The sequence below is a fragment of the Amycolatopsis sp. EV170708-02-1 genome (assembly GCF_022479115.1).
GTDB lineage: Bacteria > Actinomycetota > Actinomycetes > Mycobacteriales > Pseudonocardiaceae > Amycolatopsis.
In genome coordinates this window covers 1337590-1353933 of sequence record NZ_CP092497.1, presented here as the reverse complement: position 1 = coordinate 1353933, position 16344 = coordinate 1337590, and the positions used below count along the sequence as shown (strand labels likewise).

The 16344-nt window shown below is 68.4% G+C and carries 18 protein-coding genes and 1 pseudogene; 13 read left to right on the top strand and 6 right to left on the bottom strand.

What is annotated here, in order from left to right:
- Nucleotides 1–211 precede the first annotated feature (211 nt).
- The 3 genes from sucC to MJQ72_RS06110 are packed head-to-tail and all read left to right on the top strand — an operon-like array spanning nucleotide 212 to nucleotide 2740.
- Nucleotides 212–1375: an ADP-forming succinate--CoA ligase subunit beta gene (gene sucC, locus MJQ72_RS06120; RefSeq protein WP_240598151.1), complete on the top strand. Its 1164-nt coding sequence runs from the start codon at nucleotides 212–214 to the stop codon at nucleotides 1373–1375.
- A gap of 1 nt (nucleotide 1376) precedes the next feature.
- A complete protein-coding gene (sucD, locus tag MJQ72_RS06115) occupies nucleotides 1377–2255 on the top strand; it encodes a succinate--CoA ligase subunit alpha (protein ID WP_240598150.1) in 879 nt (292 codons plus the stop codon).
- Nucleotides 2252–2740: a carbonic anhydrase gene (locus MJQ72_RS06110; protein ID WP_315860835.1), complete on the top strand. Its 489-nt coding sequence runs from the start codon at nucleotides 2252–2254 to the stop codon at nucleotides 2738–2740. The genes sucD and MJQ72_RS06110 overlap by 4 nt, the downstream gene beginning before the upstream one ends.
- A gap of 59 nt (nucleotides 2741–2799) precedes the next feature.
- Here MJQ72_RS06110 and fdhD read toward each other — a convergent pair whose 3' ends face one another.
- Together fdhD and MJQ72_RS06100 are read right to left on the bottom strand one after the other, a co-directional pair.
- Nucleotides 2800–3642 carry a formate dehydrogenase accessory sulfurtransferase FdhD gene (gene fdhD, locus MJQ72_RS06105; protein ID WP_240598149.1) on the bottom strand — a complete coding sequence of 281 codons (843 nt, stop codon included), beginning with the start codon at nucleotides 3640–3642 and terminating at the stop codon, nucleotides 2800–2802.
- On the bottom strand, nucleotides 3642–4973 hold the full coding sequence (locus MJQ72_RS06100; protein ID WP_240598148.1) for an OFA family MFS transporter: 1332 nt from the start codon (nucleotides 4971–4973) through the stop codon (nucleotides 3642–3644). The genes fdhD and MJQ72_RS06100 overlap by 1 nt, the downstream gene beginning before the upstream one ends.
- 109 nt (nucleotides 4974–5082) lie before the next feature.
- Between MJQ72_RS06100 and MJQ72_RS06095 the strand changes: the two genes are divergently transcribed.
- Together MJQ72_RS06095 and MJQ72_RS06090 are read left to right on the top strand one after the other, a co-directional pair.
- Entirely contained in the window at nucleotides 5083–6237 is a 1155-nt protein-coding gene (locus MJQ72_RS06095) for an epoxide hydrolase family protein (protein WP_240598147.1), read from the top strand.
- Between the two features lie 43 nt (nucleotides 6238–6280).
- Nucleotides 6281–7095 (top strand): annotated as a pseudogene (locus tag MJQ72_RS06090) (MerR family transcriptional regulator).
- A 198-nt stretch (nucleotides 7096–7293) separates the two neighbouring features.
- Here the strand turns inward: MJQ72_RS06090 and MJQ72_RS06085 are convergent.
- Nucleotides 7294–8067 (bottom strand): alpha/beta fold hydrolase, encoded by a 774-nt coding sequence (locus MJQ72_RS06085; protein ID WP_240598146.1) that lies wholly within the window; start codon nucleotides 8065–8067, stop codon nucleotides 7294–7296.
- 51 nt (nucleotides 8068–8118) lie between these two features.
- On the opposite strand from MJQ72_RS06085, the gene MJQ72_RS06080 reads away from it, so the two are divergent.
- Both MJQ72_RS06080 and MJQ72_RS06075 read left to right on the top strand, forming a co-directional pair.
- Nucleotides 8119–8685, top strand: coding sequence for a GNAT family N-acetyltransferase (locus MJQ72_RS06080; protein ID WP_240598145.1), 567 nt, complete (start codon nucleotides 8119–8121; stop codon nucleotides 8683–8685).
- Nucleotides 8682–9308, top strand: a complete 627-nt coding sequence (locus MJQ72_RS06075) for a LysE family translocator (RefSeq protein ID WP_240598144.1) — start codon at nucleotides 8682–8684, stop codon at nucleotides 9306–9308. The genes MJQ72_RS06080 and MJQ72_RS06075 overlap by 4 nt, the downstream gene beginning before the upstream one ends.
- A 22-nt stretch (nucleotides 9309–9330) precedes the next feature.
- Here MJQ72_RS06075 and MJQ72_RS06070 read toward each other — a convergent pair whose 3' ends face one another.
- Nucleotides 9331–10389: a cobalamin-independent methionine synthase II family protein gene (locus MJQ72_RS06070; protein ID WP_240598143.1), complete on the bottom strand. Its 1059-nt coding sequence runs from the start codon at nucleotides 10387–10389 to the stop codon at nucleotides 9331–9333.
- Nucleotides 10390–10643: 254 nt separating this feature from the next.
- Here MJQ72_RS06070 and MJQ72_RS06065 point away from each other — a divergent pair, with 254 nt between their 5' ends.
- The 6 genes from MJQ72_RS06065 (at nucleotide 10644) to MJQ72_RS06040 (ending at nucleotide 14915) form a co-directional block, all read left to right on the top strand.
- The gene (locus MJQ72_RS06065) at nucleotides 10644–10910 is read left to right on the top strand and encodes a DUF3040 domain-containing protein (RefSeq protein ID WP_240598142.1); all 267 of its coding nucleotides are present in this window, start codon (nucleotides 10644–10646) and stop codon (nucleotides 10908–10910) included.
- 60 nt (nucleotides 10911–10970) lie between these two features.
- Nucleotides 10971–11396 (top strand): YciI family protein, encoded by a 426-nt coding sequence (locus MJQ72_RS06060; protein WP_240598141.1) that lies wholly within the window; start codon nucleotides 10971–10973, stop codon nucleotides 11394–11396.
- Nucleotides 11397–11405: 9 nt separating this feature from the next.
- A complete protein-coding gene (locus MJQ72_RS06055) occupies nucleotides 11406–12455 on the top strand; it encodes a DNA polymerase IV (protein ID WP_240598140.1) in 1050 nt (349 codons plus the stop codon).
- Nucleotides 12456–12705: 250 nt separating this feature from the next.
- Nucleotides 12706–14181 (top strand): adenosylhomocysteinase, encoded by a 1476-nt coding sequence (ahcY, locus tag MJQ72_RS06050; RefSeq protein WP_240598139.1) that lies wholly within the window; start codon nucleotides 12706–12708, stop codon nucleotides 14179–14181.
- A gap of 209 nt (nucleotides 14182–14390) precedes the next feature.
- A complete protein-coding gene (locus MJQ72_RS06045; RefSeq protein WP_007034891.1) occupies nucleotides 14391–14546 on the top strand; it encodes a DUF6131 family protein in 156 nt (51 codons plus the stop codon).
- 147 nt (nucleotides 14547–14693) lie between these two features.
- Nucleotides 14694–14915 (top strand): DUF2795 domain-containing protein, encoded by a 222-nt coding sequence (locus MJQ72_RS06040; protein ID WP_240598138.1) that lies wholly within the window; start codon nucleotides 14694–14696, stop codon nucleotides 14913–14915.
- A gap of 157 nt (nucleotides 14916–15072) precedes the next feature.
- On the opposite strand, the gene MJQ72_RS06035 is transcribed toward MJQ72_RS06040, so the two are convergent.
- Together MJQ72_RS06035 and MJQ72_RS06030 are read right to left on the bottom strand one after the other, a co-directional pair.
- Nucleotides 15073–15285, bottom strand: a complete 213-nt coding sequence (locus tag MJQ72_RS06035; RefSeq protein WP_240598137.1) for a hypothetical protein — start codon at nucleotides 15283–15285, stop codon at nucleotides 15073–15075.
- 133 nt (nucleotides 15286–15418) lie between these two features.
- Nucleotides 15419–16273 (bottom strand): Ku protein, encoded by an 855-nt coding sequence (locus tag MJQ72_RS06030; RefSeq protein WP_240598136.1) that lies wholly within the window; start codon nucleotides 16271–16273, stop codon nucleotides 15419–15421.
- Between the last annotated feature and the right edge of the window lie 71 nt (nucleotides 16274–16344).

Genomic DNA, 16344 nt, shown 5'->3' with positions numbered 1-16344 from the left:
ACGCCGGACCTCTCTGATCCGTGCGCTCGTTTCCGGTTCTGCTCCGTCCGCCCGCCCCTGTTCGAAGCCCCTGGTCGCGGCAGACTGTAGATTGCATACCGTATGAGGTAGGCATATAGTTACTCTTCGAACGCTCCGGTGTCCAGGGCCGCAAGAAGGTTTTCCCGGCCGCCCCCGGGGCTCGTCCTCTTCCGCGGAGAAAGGACTTCACGTGGACCTTTTCGAGCACGAGGCACGGGATCTCTTCGAGCGGCACGGTGTCCCGGTCCCCCGGGGAAAGGTCGCCACCACACCGGAATCGGCGAGGGCGATCGCCGTCGAACTGGGTGGATCCGTCGTGGTCAAGGCGCAGGTCAAGACCGGTGGACGCGGTAAGGCCGGCGGGGTGAAGGTCGTCCACTCCCCCGACGACGCCGAACAGGCCGCCGAGGACATCCTCGGAATGGACATCAAGGGACATCGGGTACACAAGGTGCTCGTCACCGAAGCCAGCGCGATCGCCGAGGAGTACTACCTCTCCTTCCTGCTCGACCGCGCGGCCCGGACCTTCCTCGCGATGGCGTCGGCCGAAGGCGGGATGGACATCGAGGCGGTCGCGGCCACGAAACCCGGTGCGCTGGCCCGGATCCCGGTCGATCCACTGACCGGTGTGGACACCGCGCTGGCCTGCCGGATCATCGAAGCCGCCGGGCTGCCCGCCGCGGCGACGGACGCGATCGTCGCGCTGTGGACGGTCTTCACCGAAGAAGACGCCACGCTGGTGGAGGTCAATCCGCTCGTGCTGACCACGGACGGGACGGTCGTCGCGGTCGACGGGAAGGTCACCCTCGACGCGAACGCCGCGTTCCGGCAACCGTCCCACGCCGGGCTCGTCGATTCGCCGGACGAGGACCCGCTCGAACGAAGGGCCCGGGAGGCCGGGCTCAACTACGTCAAACTGGACGGCGACATCGGCGTGATCGGCAACGGCGCCGGACTGGTCATGTCCACTTTGGACGTCGTGGCCGCGGCCGCCGCGGAAGCGGGTGCCCGAGGGCCCGCGAACTTCCTCGACATCGGCGGCGGCGCGTCGGCCGAGGTCATGGCGGCCGGGCTCGGTGTCATACTTGGCGACGAGCAGGTGCGCAGCGTCTTCGTCAACGTCTTCGGCGGGATCACCGCTTGCGACGCCGTCGCCGACGGGATCGTCCGCGCGCTCGCCCTGCTCGGCGATCGCGCGGCCAAACCGCTCGTGGTACGGCTCGACGGCAACAACGTCGCCGAAGGCAGGCGGATCCTCGTCGCGGCCGCGCATCCCCTGGTGACCTTGGTGGACACGATGGACGACGCCGCCGGTGCGGCGGCGAAACTGGCGGCCGCGGAACCGGAGGCGTGAGATGGCGATCTTCCTGGACGAACACAGCAAGGTCGTCGTCGCGGGTATGACCGGTGCCGAAGGACGCAAGCACACCGCGCGCATGCTGGCCGCGGGAACGAACGTCGTCGGCGGGATCAACCCGCGCAAAGCCGGACAGGAGGTCCACCTCTCCGGGCGTTCTCTGCCCGTATTCGGTGATACCGCCGAGGCCGTCGCGGCGACCGGTGCGGACGTCTCGGTGCTCTTCGTCCCCCCGCCCGCGGTGAAGGACGCCGTCATCGAAGCCGTGGACGCCGGAGTCGGGATGGCGGTCGTCATCACCGAAGGGGTTCCGGTGCACGACGCCGCCGCTTTCTGGGCCCACGCGCAGGGAAGCCCCACGCGGGTGATCGGGCCGAACTGCCCGGGCGTGATCAGCCCCGGCCGGTCCAACGCCGGCATCATCCCGGACGGGATCACGAAACCCGGGCGGATCGGGCTGGTCTCGAAATCCGGCACACTGACCTATCAGCTGATGCACGAACTGCGCGAACACGGGTTCTCGACGTGTGTCGGCATCGGCGGCGACCCGATCATCGGCACCACGCACATCGACGTCGTCGAGGCGTTCGAAAAGGACCCCGAGACCGACGTGATCGTGCTCATCGGCGAGATCGGTGGCGACGCCGAGGAGCGGGCCGCCGAGTACATCCGGGCGAGGGTGAGCAAACCCGTCGTCGGCTACATCGCCGGGTTCACCGCGCCACCGGGGAAGACGATGGGGCACGCCGGCGCGATCGTGTCCGGGACCGGCGGAACGGCCGAAGCGAAGAAGAAGGCCCTGGAGGCGGCCGGGATCCAGGTCGGCCGCACGCCGAGCGAGACCGCGGCGATCGTCCGGGAAACCCTCGTCCGGTGAGCGAGATCGACGCCTTGCTGGCGAACGCGAGCGCCTACAAGGAGACCGTGGGCGACGCGACGAGGCGGCCACGGCGGCGGATCGCCGTCGTGGCCTGCATGGACGCGCGGATCAGCGTGTACCGGCTGCTCGGGCTCCGCGAAGGCGAGGCACACGTCATCCGGAACGCGGGCGGCGCGGTGACCGAGGACGCGATCCGGTCCCTGACCGTGAGCCAGCGTCTGCTCGGCACGCGCGAGATCGTGCTCATCCACCACCACGACTGCGGGATGCGGACGTTCACCGACACCGATTTCGCCCGGCAGATCGAGGCGAGCACGGGGATCCGGCCGCCGTGGGCGGCGGAGACGTTCACCGACTCCGCCCAGGACGTCCGGCAGTGCATCGCGCGCCTTCGGACCTCGCCGTTCCTGCTGCACACCGCCTCGGTGCGCGGGTTCGTGTACGACGAGCGGACGGGGAAGCTCGCCGAAGTGTCCTGTTGAGAGGGTCGAAGGTGGGGTGAAGGATCCCTTCGCCGCGTCTAATGCGGTGAAGGGAGCCTTCACCCCGGCCAGTCACCCGACAAACCGAGGCGGTCCGGCCGGCTGTACACGTTCATCGACGTGCCCCGCAGGAATCCCACCAGCGTCAGGCCCATCTCCGCGGCGAGGTCCACCGCCAGCGACGACGGCGCGGAAACCGCCGCCAGCAACGGAATCCCGGCCATGACCGCCTTCTGCACCAGCTCGAACGACGCCCGCCCGCTGACCATCAGCACCGTCCCGGACAGCGGCAGCCTCCCCCGGCGTGCCGCCCAGCCGACCACCTTGTCGACGGCGTTGTGCCTGCCGACGTCCTCCCGCAGGCACAACAGCTCCCCCGCCGCGCTGAACAGACCCGCCGCGTGGAGCCCACCGGTGCGATCGAAGACCAGTTGCGCGGTGCGGAGCCGATCGGGCAGTTCGGCCACTGTGGACGGTGAGATCACCAGACCGTCGCCGTCCACCGGCCAGGTCGCGGTCGTCCGGACCGCGTCGAGGCTCGCCTTTCCGCAGAGCCCGCACGACGACGTGGTGTAGAAGTTGCGCTCCAGGGAGGCGTCGGGTGGGGCGACCCCGTCGGCGAGGACGACGTCCAGCACGTTGTAGGTGTTGGCGCCGTCGGCCGTCGCGCCCGCGCAGTACCGGATCGACCGGATGTCGTCGCTCGACCGTGAAACCCCTTCGCCCACCAGGAAACCGGCCGCGAGATCGAAGTCGTGGCCAGGGGTGCGCATCGTGATCGTCAGGGGTTTGCCGCCGACGCGGATCTCCAGCGGTTCCTCGACGGTCAGCGTGTCCGGACGGGCACCGGGCACCCCTTCCACGACCCGGACCACCCGCCGTCGGCTCGTCACCCTGCCCATCAGCGGATCGCCGGCAGCAGCGATTTCGGCCGTCCCGGCTGGGAAAGCCGTCCGCCGAGCAACGCCCCGAGCACACTGAGCGCCCCCGCGACGGCGAACGCGCCGAGATAGCCGTGGGTGGACACGACGAAGGCGGCCAGACCGACCCCGAGCAGTGCCCCGACGGCTTTGGCGCTGTACAGCACCCCGAAGTTCTGCAGCGCGGACTCTTCGCCGAAGTAGTCGCGGACGAGGGACACCAGCAGCGAGTAGCAGCTCCCGTTGCCGAGCCCCGCCAGCGCGGCACCGGCGACGAGCCCCGCCGCGTTGTGGCCCGAGTAGAGGAGGACGAACTGGGCGATCCCGCCCGTGACCAGTGCCAGGCGCAGGATCCGGCGACGGCCGAGCCGGTCGGACAGCCCGCCGAGCAGCACCCGTCCGGCGCCGGTCACCCCGGCGAGCACCGCGAGCGCGACGGCGGCGAGCACCGGCCCGCCTCCCTGCGCGGCGACGAAGGTCGCGAGGTAGGCGACGTCGAAGAGCAGGACCGCGGCGGCGAGCACGACGATGAGGTACATCGCCACCGCGGTCGGGCACCGGAGCACTTCGGACGGCCGGTACTCGCGCAGCGCGGGCCGGTTGACCGCGACACCGCGGTTGCGCACCTTGTCGGCCGCCCACACGCGCGGATCCGGGTGTTCCGGCCACCACCGGGGCGGCGGATCGCGCAGCAGCACCGCCGTGCTCGCGATCATCATCAGCACGGCCACCGCGACGACGTCCAGGATCGGCCGCCGAGTGCCCTCCGTCAGCCAGAAACCCCCGGCCAGCACGAAAACCACGCTCCCGTAGGCGAAAGCGCCGCTGACGGCGCCGACCCGCGCCGGGACACGGTCGGGGAACCAGTTCATCACCGTGCCGACGCAAGTCGCGTAGACGACGCCCGTCCCGATCCCGCCGAGTACGGAGTAGCCGATGAACATCGTGAGCAGAGTGCTCGCATGCCCCAGGGTGAACATCCCGGTGGAGCAGAGCACTCCACCGGCGATCACCGCCACCGCGGGCGGGAACATCCCGCGCTCGCGCAGCCGGGCGACCGGGAACACCACGCACGCCTGGCACACCGTCCAGAGCGCGAAGGAGACGACCACTTCGGGGAACGTCCATCCGTAGGTGGCCATCAAGACCGGTGCGACGACACCGAAGCCGTACTGCTGGATCCCGGCGGCGAACATCGCGGCCCAACTGAGCCATGACATCCACGACCGGGGCTTGCCGAGCAGGTCCACGTCGCTTTCGCCGACGCGATACCGGCGGCCGTAGTGGTCTCGCACAATTCGAGGATCGGGCATGGGTCCCACCCCGCTCACGGCAGATTGTATACAGTATGTAGTCTGGTTATAGCACTCGGCCCGGCGGAAGTCCACGAATTGTCGGACCCCCTCATTAGCGTCGGCCGCCATGGACACCACGCCCTTCCGAGCCCGGATCCCGGAGGCCGATCTCGAAGACCTCCGGGATCGGCTCCGCCGCACCCGCTGGCCCGAGGACGAGACCGTCGAAGACTGGTCACAAGGCGTTCCCGCCGCGTATCTGCGCGAACTGTGCTCGTACTGGGCGGACGCCTACGACTGGCGTGCCGCGGAGTCCCGGCTCAACGCGTTCCCCCAGTTCCGGGCCGAGATCGACGGGCTCGGCATCCACTATCTGCACGTCCGCTCCCCGCATCCCGGCGCGCTGCCGCTGGTCCTCACCCACGGCTGGCCGGGTTCGATCTTCGAGTTCCTCGACGTGCTCGGCCCGCTCACCGATCCGGTCGCCCACGGCGGGGACGCGGCGGACGCCTTCCACGTCGTCGTCCCGTCCCTGCCCGGGTACGGCTTCAGCGACAAACCCGCCCGCACCGGCTGGTCGATCCAGCGCATCGCCGAAGCGTGGATCCACCTCATGGACGGCCTGGGCTACGAGCGCTACGGCGCCCAGGGCGGCGATTGGGGCACCAGCATCACCACGCTCATGGGGCGGACGGCGCCGGAGCGGCTGGCGGGGATCCACCTCACCCCGCCGCTGGCCGCGCCGGATCCGGCGACGTTCGGCGAGCTGACAGAGCCAGAGCAGAAATCGCTCGACGACCTCGAAAGCGCCAAGGCGGACGGCTCGGGTTACGCGATCCAGCAGGCGACGAGACCACAGACGATCGGCTACGCCCTGGCCGATTCGCCGGTCGCGCTGTGCGCGTGGATCGTCGAGAAGTTCCAGGCGTGGACGGATTGCGACGGCCATCCGGAGAACGCGCTGAGCCGGGACGCGATGCTCGACGACATCACGCTCTACTGGCTGACCGGCACCGGCGCCTCGTCCGCCCGCCTGTACTGGGAGAGTTTCGCCGAGGTGTCGGGCTGGTTCTCCGAGTCCACCGTGGACACGATCACCGTGCCGACGGGCTGTTCGCTCTTCCCGCGCGAGATCCCGCGCCCGTCCCGCCGATGGGCCGAACGCCGGTTCACCGACATCCGGTACTGGAACGAGCTGGACCGGGGCGGCCACTTCGGGGCCTTCGAGCAGCCGGGCGTCTTCACCGAGGAGGTGCGCTCGTTCTTCCGGCTCGTGCGGTGACCGTTGACTGTGACACCGTGTCAGGCTGTCTGGTGGGAGGACCATGTTCAGTATCGGAGACTTCGCCAAGCACGGCCGGGTGTCGGTCCGGATGCTGCGTCACTACGACGCCATCGGGCTGCTGCGGCCCGCCCATGTCGATCCGTTCAGCGGCTACCGGTCCTACACCGGCGACCAGCTGGCCCGGCTCAACCGGGTGATCGCGCTCAAGGATCTCGGCTTCACGCTCACCCAGGTGCAGGAGATCCTCGACGCGGAGATCGGCGTCGACGAGTTGCGCGGGATGCTGCGGCTGCGGCGTGCCGAACTCGAAGCGGCCATCGCGGCCGACGAGGCGCGGCTCAAGGCCGTCGAAGCGAGGCTCCGGTCGATCGAAAGCGAGGGAACCATGCCTTCCGAAGACGTCGTCGTCAAAAGCCTCCCGCGGTACGCGTCGCCGAGCTCACCGCGACGGCCGGCGGATACGTGAACGAGGAGATCGGGCCCATCGTGCAAGGGCTCTACAAGGAACTGTTCGGCGCGCTCGGCCCGATCACGCCGTCCGGACCGCTCATCGCCTACTACGAAGACGACGCCGACGGCGAACGGGTGCTGATCCACGCCGCGGTCCCGATCTCGGCCGAAACCGACGGCACCGAAGGATTTTCGACCGTTCGCCTCGCCGAAGTCGCGACCGCGGCGACGATCCTGCACCGTGGCTCGATGGAGACCGTGCTTCCCAGCTACCAGGCGCTGGCGAAGTGGGTGGACGCGCACGGCTACCGCGCGAACGGCCCGGCGCGGGAGTTCTACCTCGAATGCCCGGCCGACGGGGACCAGTGGGTGACCGAGCTGCAGCAACCGATCGTCAAAGCCTGACCCCTCGCTCGCCTGAGCGACGGTTCTCTTGAGGGGTAAGGGAAAGGCGTTAGGCCGTGACCGCCTGCGCCAGTGTCGCGAAAGCCACTTTCGGGACATCTGAGGTCGCGAAAGTGGCTTTCGCGACACGCGTCCCGGCCTCGTCGGCGTTGCGAAAGTGGCTTTCGCGACGCCACACCTTTGTCGATGGCCGTCCAGTCACGAACCAGCGAGGAAGCCCGTCACCGCGGCCCGGAACTCGTCCGGTGCCTCCAGCCAGGGCACATGCCCGACCCCGTCGAAACGCACCCGGGTCACCGAAGGCAAGGCCTGCTCCAGCGAGTCGACGGCCCACCGGGGCCGGTTGTCCGCCATCCCGTCCACGATCAGCGTCGGCACCCTCAGCGAGCGGCAGGCCGAGACGAGCTCCGCCTCCGGCACCGCCCGCATCTCCTCGCTCAGCGCCGCGTTCGCCTCGTAGTTGACCGGAAACCAAGGCGTCGCCATCGCTTCGGCGTGGCGCTCGCCGTCGGTCACGAAATCGGCCGTCCATTGCCGTACCGCGCGTTCACGGCCTTCACCGCGAAGCTCCCCACCCAGCACACGCTCGAAGTTCCGCTTGAACTCCGCGTGCCACTCGTGACCGAGGCCGACACCCGACACGTAAACGAGCGCGCTCACCCGTTCCGGGTGCGCGAGCGCGTACAGGAGAGCGAGGTGCGCGCCCCACGAATGCCCGAGCACCGGAACACGGTCGAGGCCATGCCATTCCCGGACGGCGTCCACGTCGGCGACCATCCGTTCGAGCGTGTACGGGCCGCGCGCTTCCGAACGCCCGGCACCGCGCTGGTCCCACCGGATCGACCGGAATCGCGGGCCGAGATCGAGCGTGCCGAACATGTCCCAGAGGCCCGGACCGCCGTGGCAGCACAGGATCGGTTCGCCACGGCCGGTCGCCGAGGTCCACAGCTCACGTCCGTCGTCGGTGATCATCACGGGATTATCCGATAGGAGACGGCGCGTTCGTTGGCTATCTTCCGCGGCATGACGACCTACGTACCGCCGCAGCGGACGGCCACCCTCGCGGACGCTCCCGCCATCGCGGCGCTGATGCGGGCCTCGGTGCTGGAGTTGTTCCCCAGGTTCTACGACGAGCGGCAGACCCTGAGCGCGGCCGAACACATCGCGAGCCTCGATCTGCGGTTGATCGAGGACGGCACCTACTTCGTACACGAGGCCGACGGCGAGATCGTCGCCTGCGGGGGCTGGAGCAGGCGCAACCGAACGCACGCCGGCGCGGGCGACGCGGCGGACGACGACCGTCCCCTCGATCCGGCCACCGAGCCGGCCCGCGTGCGCGCCATGTTCGTCCGCGGCGACTGGACCCGGCGCGGGCTCGGGCGCGCGATCCTCGAGTCCTGCCGTCTCGCGGCGAAGGCCGAGGGCTTCAGCTCGCTCACCCTGACGGCGACGCTGCCCGGTGTCCCGCTGTACCTCTCGTTCGGCTTCACCGAGGTCGAACGAGTCACGGTGACGACGCCCGACGGGGTGGACGTACCGGGCGCCGTCATGACCAGGGACATCGACGAACCGGATAGCATCGAAGCATGATCTCCGGGGCCACCGCACTTTCGTTCGTCCTGATCTGCCTGCTCGGCGCGATGGCACCGGGCCCGGATTTCCTGGTGGTGACCCGCAGCGCGATCCTCGGCGGGCGCAAGGCCGGGATCGCCGCCGGGCTCGGCATCGCGCTCGGCGTCTTCGTCTGGGTGGTCGCGATCGCGCTCGGGGTCGCGGCGATCCTCACCGCGTCGGCGATCGCGTTCACCGTGGTGAAGCTGATCGGCGCCGCGTACCTGATCTTCCTCGGCGTCAAGGCGTGGCTCGCGGTGCGCCGCGGCGACTACAGCGAGCTCAAGGACAAGGTCGCCCCGGTCGTCGCGCCCAAGGAGGCGTTCCGGCAGGGACTGTTCACGAACCTGCTCAACCCGAAGGTCGCGATGTTCTTCCTCGCGCTCATCCCCCAGTTCCTCCCGCATTCGGCCTCGACAGCGCAGACCCTGCAACTCGCCGTCCTGGCCACCACGGTGGCCGTCGTCTGGACGTTCGTCCTCTCGACGCTGGTCGGTTCGCTGCGGAGGTTCTTCAGCTCCGGCCGCGTCCGGCGCACGATGGACGCGGTGATGGGCACCTTCCTGGTCGGACTCGGCATCCGGGTCGCGGTCCAGAACTGACGAAGGCGCCCATCGCGCGACGTCAGAGTGCTTCGGCGGCGAGGCGCGTACCTTCGACGCGGGCGGCGATCTTGGCGAACGCGAGGTCCCGGGAGGTCGAGGTGTCGTCGGCGAACGGGGAGAACCCGCAGTCGTCGCAGGTGCCCAGCCGGTCCGGCGGAAGGTACCGCGCCGCCTGAAGAATCCGGTCCCGGACCTCCTCGGCGGTTTCGACCCGCGGGTCGATCGGGTCGGTCACACCGATGAAGACCCGCTGGTCCGGCCTCCCGTGCTCGGCGATCACTCGCAGCGCCCGTTCGGGATCCGCCTCACTGGCGAGCTGGACGTAGACGTTGCCGACCTTCAGCCGGAACAGCGTGGGCAGCAGGCCGGCGTAATCGACATCGAGGCTGTGCACGGAGTCCTGGTCCCCACCGGGACAGGTGTGCACCCCGATCTTCTTCCGCTCTTCTTCGGAGAAGCGATCCAGCACCGCGTTGTTCAAGTCCACAAAGGACCGGAGCAGGCCGCCGGACGGATCGAGCTTCAGCGACAACCTGCCCTCGGTGAAGTCGATCTGAACGCTGTGCGCCCCCGCGTCGAGGCTGCGGCGGATATCGGCCTCGGCCTCGTTCACCAGGTCGGCGATGAACTGTTCTTTGGCGTAGCCCGCCAATTCTTCACCGGGATAGACGAGACCGACCGCCGAGGCCGCGATCACCGCCTGCTTCACCGGCCTGGTCGTGTGCTTCTTCGCCTCGCGCAGATAGGTGTCGGCGTACGCCTGATAGCGGAACGGCCCGGCGGTGAGCCTCGGAAGCCGCCGGGTGTGCCCGTCGGCGAACGGGATCACGACACCGTCCGGCGCCAGCGAAGTGAGGCCCGCCAACGGATACGTGGCGAAGCTCGGCTTGCCCTGTTCCCCGTCGGTGATGACCGGGGAACCGGTCTCCTCCAGGCGCCGAATGGTGTCCACCAGGGCCTTTTCCCGCAACTCGCCGAGCCCGTCGGCGTCGAGCCGTCCGGCCGCGTGCTCACCGAGCGCGTCGATGAGATAACCGGGCCGGGGAATACTGCCGATCGGTTCGGTGGGCATGGTCATCGCTCGTGTCCTCCCGGATGGCGCAACCGCGGCCACCCTGGCCACAAGCGCAGAAGCTACCGAGATCCCCCGTCTTCGACGATCTTTATCGGTGCCGAAACCCCTAATGGCGCAACCATTCGATCGAAATCGATCTTCTTTCGCCCAAGCGTATAGGCCGTTATACTAAGGAGGGTGAAATTCGATGCTTATCCCGGCCTGCTCCTGGGTATTCCGTGGTTGTCGACGGCCGGGGCGCGCCGAAGGAGAAACCGATGCTGAGCCATCACGACCGGCAAGAGCTGGAGAAGATCGAGCGCTGGTTCGAGCTCACCGAGCCGGCGCTGGCGGCCCGGCTCCGCGCCGGCAGGCCCGCCCGGCCGCCCCTGCTCCGGCTGGCCGTCCTGCTGAGCCTCGACAGCACCGCGGCACTGTTGATGCTGCTGGGGTTGATGCTGAACAGTCCGGCCCTGCTGCTGACCGGGATGATCACCGTGACCACCGCGGTGATCGTGCATCTTTCCCGGTTCGGCCGCGACTGATCGTCTTCCCGCCGCCGGTAGAGTCCGGGCGAAACGTCGGGTTCACTGGGAGGAAGACGTATGCGGTTCATGATCATCATCAAGGCGGACGAGGATTCCGAAGCCGGGAAGATGCCGCCGATGGAGGCCTTGACCGCCATGGCGAAGTTCAACCAGGAGATGCTCGACGCCGGTGTACTGGTGGGCGGCGAAGGCCTGCAGGAGAGCTCCAAGGGCGCTCGCGTCACGCTCAACTCGGCCGGGGCCACCGTCACCGACGGCCCGTTCACCGAGGCCAAGGAACTCGTCGGCGGCTTCTGGATCGTCGATGTCCCGTCGCGAGCCGAGGCGATCGAGTGGGCGAAGCGCTGTCCCACTCCCCCGACCGGCGACACCGTGCTCGAGGTCCGCAAGATCCTCGAAGCCGAGGATTTCGGTGAGAACTTCACGCCCGAACTGCAGGAGAACGAGCAGCGGATGCGCGACGAGATCGCGGAACGGTCCTAAGCTCGGCTCATGACCGACCGGGAGTGGATACGCTGGGTACTCCACGTCGACCTCGACCAGTTCATCGCCGCGGTCGAGGTCGCCCGGCGTCCCGAGCTGCGCGGCAAGCCCGTGGTCGTCGGCGGCACGGGCGATCCGACCGAACGGGCCGTGGTGGCGACGGCGTCGTACGAGGCGCGGGAATTCGGCATCCGGTCCGGGATGCCGTTGCGAACCGCCGCGAAACGCTGCGTGGGCGCGATCTTCCTCGCCACGGACGCACCCGCGTACCAAGAAGTCTCCGATCGGGTGATGGCGACGCTGCGGGAATTCCCCGTGGTCGTCGAGGTGCTCGGCTGGGACGAAGCATTCCTCGGTGTCACCACCGCCGATCCCGAAGCGCTCGCCGCCGACATCCGGCTGGCGGTGGCCGAAGAGACCGGGCTCTCCTGCTCGGTCGGCATCGGGGACAACAAGCTGCGCGCCAAACTCGCCACCGGGTTCGCCAAACCGGCGGGGATCTTCCGTCTCGTCCAGGACAACTGGTGGGAGGTCATGGCCGAGAAGCCGACGGACGCGCTCTGGGGCATCGGCACCAAGACCACGAAGAAGCTCGCCGAGGCCGGCTATCACACCGTGCTGGAACTGGCGGGTGCCGATCCGGCGGATCTCGCGGCCCGGTTCGGCCCGAAGCTCGGCCCTTGGTACCGGATCCTCGCCGGCGGGCTCGGCGACGCCGAAGTCACCGCGACGCCCTACGTCGCACGTTCCCGTAGCCGCGAGACGACCTTCCAGCAGAACCTCACCGATCCCGAGGTCATGGCCACCGAAATCGCCGCGCTGGCGAAACGGGTCTCACAGGACGTCGCCGAGGAAGGCAGGCCCGCCGCACGGGTCGCGGTCAAGGTCCGGTTCGCCCCGTTCCAGACCCATACGCACAGCGTGACCCTGCCCGCACCGACCGCCGACCCCGTCGAAATCGAGAAGGCGGCGCGGACCGTGCTCGGCATGTTCGACCTCGGCAGACCCGTCCGGCTGCTGGGAGTCCGCGCCGAATTCGGCACGCCCGCGTCGCCTTGACAGCGCTCGCGGCGCTTTGCCATTCTGGTTCCGGGTCGAGAGGCGCTGCGACGGAATTCTTCCGCCACGCTCGGCCCGCCGCGACAGACGTAAGGGCGCCTCCCACTGTGGAGGTGCCTTTCTTGCGTCAGAACCCTTTTCCGGCCTTCGTCGTCGAGGCCGCGCGCTGAACCCCCGCACTGACACCGTCCTTCCCGCCACCGGCGAGAAGGACCGCTCCGCCCTGCCTTCCTTGATGAATGGAGAACCAGTGAGCCCCACCCTGTCCAAGGTCAACGGGATCGAATTCGCCGTCGCCGACCTTTCGCTCGCCGAGGCCGGCCGCAAGCAGCTGCGCCTCGCCGAGGTCGAGATGCCCGGTTTGATGGCGCTGCGCCGCGAATACGCCGACTCACAGCCGCTGAAGGGCGCCCGGGTCGCGGGTTCGCTGCACATGACCGTCCAGACCGCCGTGCTGATCGAGACGCTCGTCGCGCTGGGCGCCGAGGTGCGCTGGGTGTCCTGCAACATCTTCTCCACGCAGGACGAAGCCGCCGCTGCCGTCGTCGTCGGCCCGGACGGCACCGTCGAGAACCCGTCGGGCTCCTCGGTGTTCGCATGGAAGGGCGAGACGCTCGCCGAATACTGGTGGTGCACCGACCAGCTCTTCGACTTCGGCGACGGCCGCGTCCCGAACATGGTCCTGGACGACGGCGGCGACGCGACCCTGCTGATCCACAAGGGCGTCGAGTTCGAGGCCGCGGGCGCCGTCCCGCAGGCGACCGAGGAAGACGGCGAAGAGTACGGCCTCGTGCTGGAGACCCTGCGCGAGAGCCTCGGCCGCGACACCGGCCGGTTCACCCGTATCGCCAAGGAGGTCCGCGGGGTCACCGAGGAGACCACCAACGGCGTCAAGCGGCTCTACAAGCTCGCCAAGGAAGGCGAGCTGCTCTTCCCGGCGATGAACGTGAACGACTCGGTGACCAAGTCGAAGTTCGACAACAAGTACGGCATCCGCCACTCGCTCATCGACGGTCTCAACCGCGGCACCGACGTGATGATCGCGGGCAAGGTCGCGGTCGTCTGCGGCTACGGCGACGTCGGCAAGGGCGCGGTGGAATCGCTGCGCGGCCAGGGCGCCCGCGTGGTCGTCACCGAGATCGACCCGATCTGCGCGCTGCAGGCGGCGATGGAGGGCCTCGACGTCGTGGAACTCGACGACGTCGTCGAGCGCGGTGACATCTTCATCACCACCACCGGCAACTTCGACATCATCATGGCCGACCAGATGGCCAAGATGAAGCACAACGCGATCGTCGCGAACGTCGGCCACTTCGACAACGAGATCGACATGGCCGGCCTCGCGAAGATCCCGGGCATCCAGAAGATCGAGGTCAAGCCTCAGGTGCACGAGTGGGTCTTCCCCGCGACGGCGGACCGCGAGGCGCACTCGATCATCGTGCTTTCCGAGGGCAGGCTGATGAACCTCGGGAACGCGACCGGCCACCCGAGCTTCGTGATGTCGAACTCCTTCACCAACCAGACGATCGCCCAGATCGAGCTGTTCACGAAGCCCGGCGAGTACACCACCGACGTCCACGTGCTGCCGAAGCACCTCGACGAGAAGGTGGCCCGCCTGCACCTGGACGCGCTGGGTGTCCGGCTGACGAAGCTGACCAAGCGCCAGGCCGAGTACATCGGCGTGGACGTCGAGGGTCCGTACAAACTGGACCACTACCGGTACTGAGGTCTTCACGCCTCGTGAGTGGCAAGGACGGTTAGAACCGTCCTTGCCACTCACGAGGCCGAGCGGGCAGCCACTAGGCCGAATAGGCCGAATGCGTGAAAACTTCGGCCGGATGGCCCTGTTTCTCACGAAATCGAGGCGGGAATCCCTTGCGTAGCCACACCTCGGCAGCACCCGGGCCGGGCGACTACGAAGGAGAAGGTGTTCCCGTGATCATTCTCGGCGTCATCCTGATTGTCGTCGGTGTCATCGCCAGCATCCCCGTTCTGTACTCGATCGGGATCGCGCTCGCGGTCATCGGCATCATCCTGGCCGTTCTCGGGAACACCGGGAAGGCCATCGGCGGTCGCGCCCACTGGTACTGAGCACCGGACCGAACCGGTACCGAGCCCCCGGTACCGGCACCGAAACAGCCCGGGCACCCGGCGTTCCCCTCACGCCGGGTGCCCGGGCTGTTTCCGTCCTCCGTCCGCCGGGTATCCGCCCCGGACAAGGAGAAGGAGGGAGAGCCGATGGCAGGAACAGACCCGCGCCCGTATCTGACGGAGGCACGCTATCCGTGCGGACGCGACGAGCTCCTGCGGGCCGCCGCCGCGGCCGGAGCGGGCGACGAGGTTCTCGGCCCGCTGGGTGCCCTTCCCGCGCGTGACTACCAGGATGGAGACGGAGTCTGGGAGGCGGTGTGCGCCTGTGACGGCGCTTCGACCCACGACACCGCGAAGGAAGCGCCGTGACATGAAGGGGTCCCCCGGCTCCGAGGGGGAGGGAGAGCCGGAGGACCCCGTCATAGTTAACACATTCCCGGCCGCGATGTACACGAACGCTTACACCTTCGAGTGGCAATCGGTCGCGATCACCCGAATCGGGCCGGAGTGGTGTATTGACCGCCGGTCAAGAAGCCCGCAGCAGCACCCGCGCCGGAACCTCCGCGCACGAGCAGCCGCCGTCGACGTCGAAACAGTCGATCGTCAGCGTGTGCCGCGCGAAGTCGAAGTCGGCGCAGCCGTCTTCGCTGCATTCCGTGAAACCGCCGTCGAGGTGGACCACCAGGGTGCCGTGGCAGTGGTCGAGTCCGACGGCGCAGAACGCGCACTCCATGCTCATACCGCCTCCCGGGATCAGGAAAGTTCTCCTCGATTGCCTTACTACCACCGAGGGGCGACAGATCCTGGCATCCGCGCGGCGTGTCGCGGCACCCGGCGGGGTGACGCCGGGCACAACCGTCCACAAAGGAGGGTCAAGCGCTCTTCGGGGTTCGCTTGCCGGAGGCGGGTTTCTTAGCCGCGGTGGCCTTCTTGGCCGCCGCGGGCTTCCTGCTCTTCTTCGCCTCGCTCACGCTGGCCTGCAAGGCCTCCATGAGGTCGACGACGTCGGCCTTCGCTCCGACGGCCTTCGGTTTCGCCGTCTCGTTGCCCGCGGCCTTCGCCTCGATCATGGCCTCCAGCGCCTCGCGGTAGGAGTCCGTGTACTTGTCCTGCTCGAACACCGGCTCCGACAGCGAGTCGATCAGCGAACCCGCCATCGTCAGTTCCTGTGGCCGCACCTGCGGCGGATCCTCGTGCAGGAAACCGAAATCCGGGACGCGGACCTCGTCGGGCCACAGCATCGTCGTCATCGTCAGGACGTCGCTGTGCACCCGCAGGATCGCGAGCGTCTCCCGCTGCCGGATGGCGACCTTCGCGACCGCGACGTGGCTCGCCTTCTGCAGCGCGTCACGCAGGACCACGTACGGTTTGACGGCGTTCTTCTGCGGTTCGAGGTAGTAGGTCTTGTCGAACTGGATCGGGTCGATCGACTCCAGCGGCACGAATTCGAGCACGTCGATCGCCCGCGACGACGCCAGCGGCAGTTCGGACATGTCCTCGTCGGTGAGGACGACCATCTCGCCGTCGGGCAGTTCGTAGCCCTTGGCGATCTCGGCGTAGGGCACTTCCTCGCCGTCGATCGTGCAGAACCGCTTGTACTGGATGCGGCCGCCGTCGGCCTCGTGCACCTGGCGCAGCGAGACGTTCTTGTTCTCGGTGGCCGCGTAGAGCTGGATCGGGATGCTCACCAGCCCGAAGGACACCGAGCCCTTCCACATCGAACGCATCGAGCCGCACCTCCGCTGCCGTCACCGACCGTACTCACGCACGGTGACAACGGTAGCCCGAAACGGCGCAC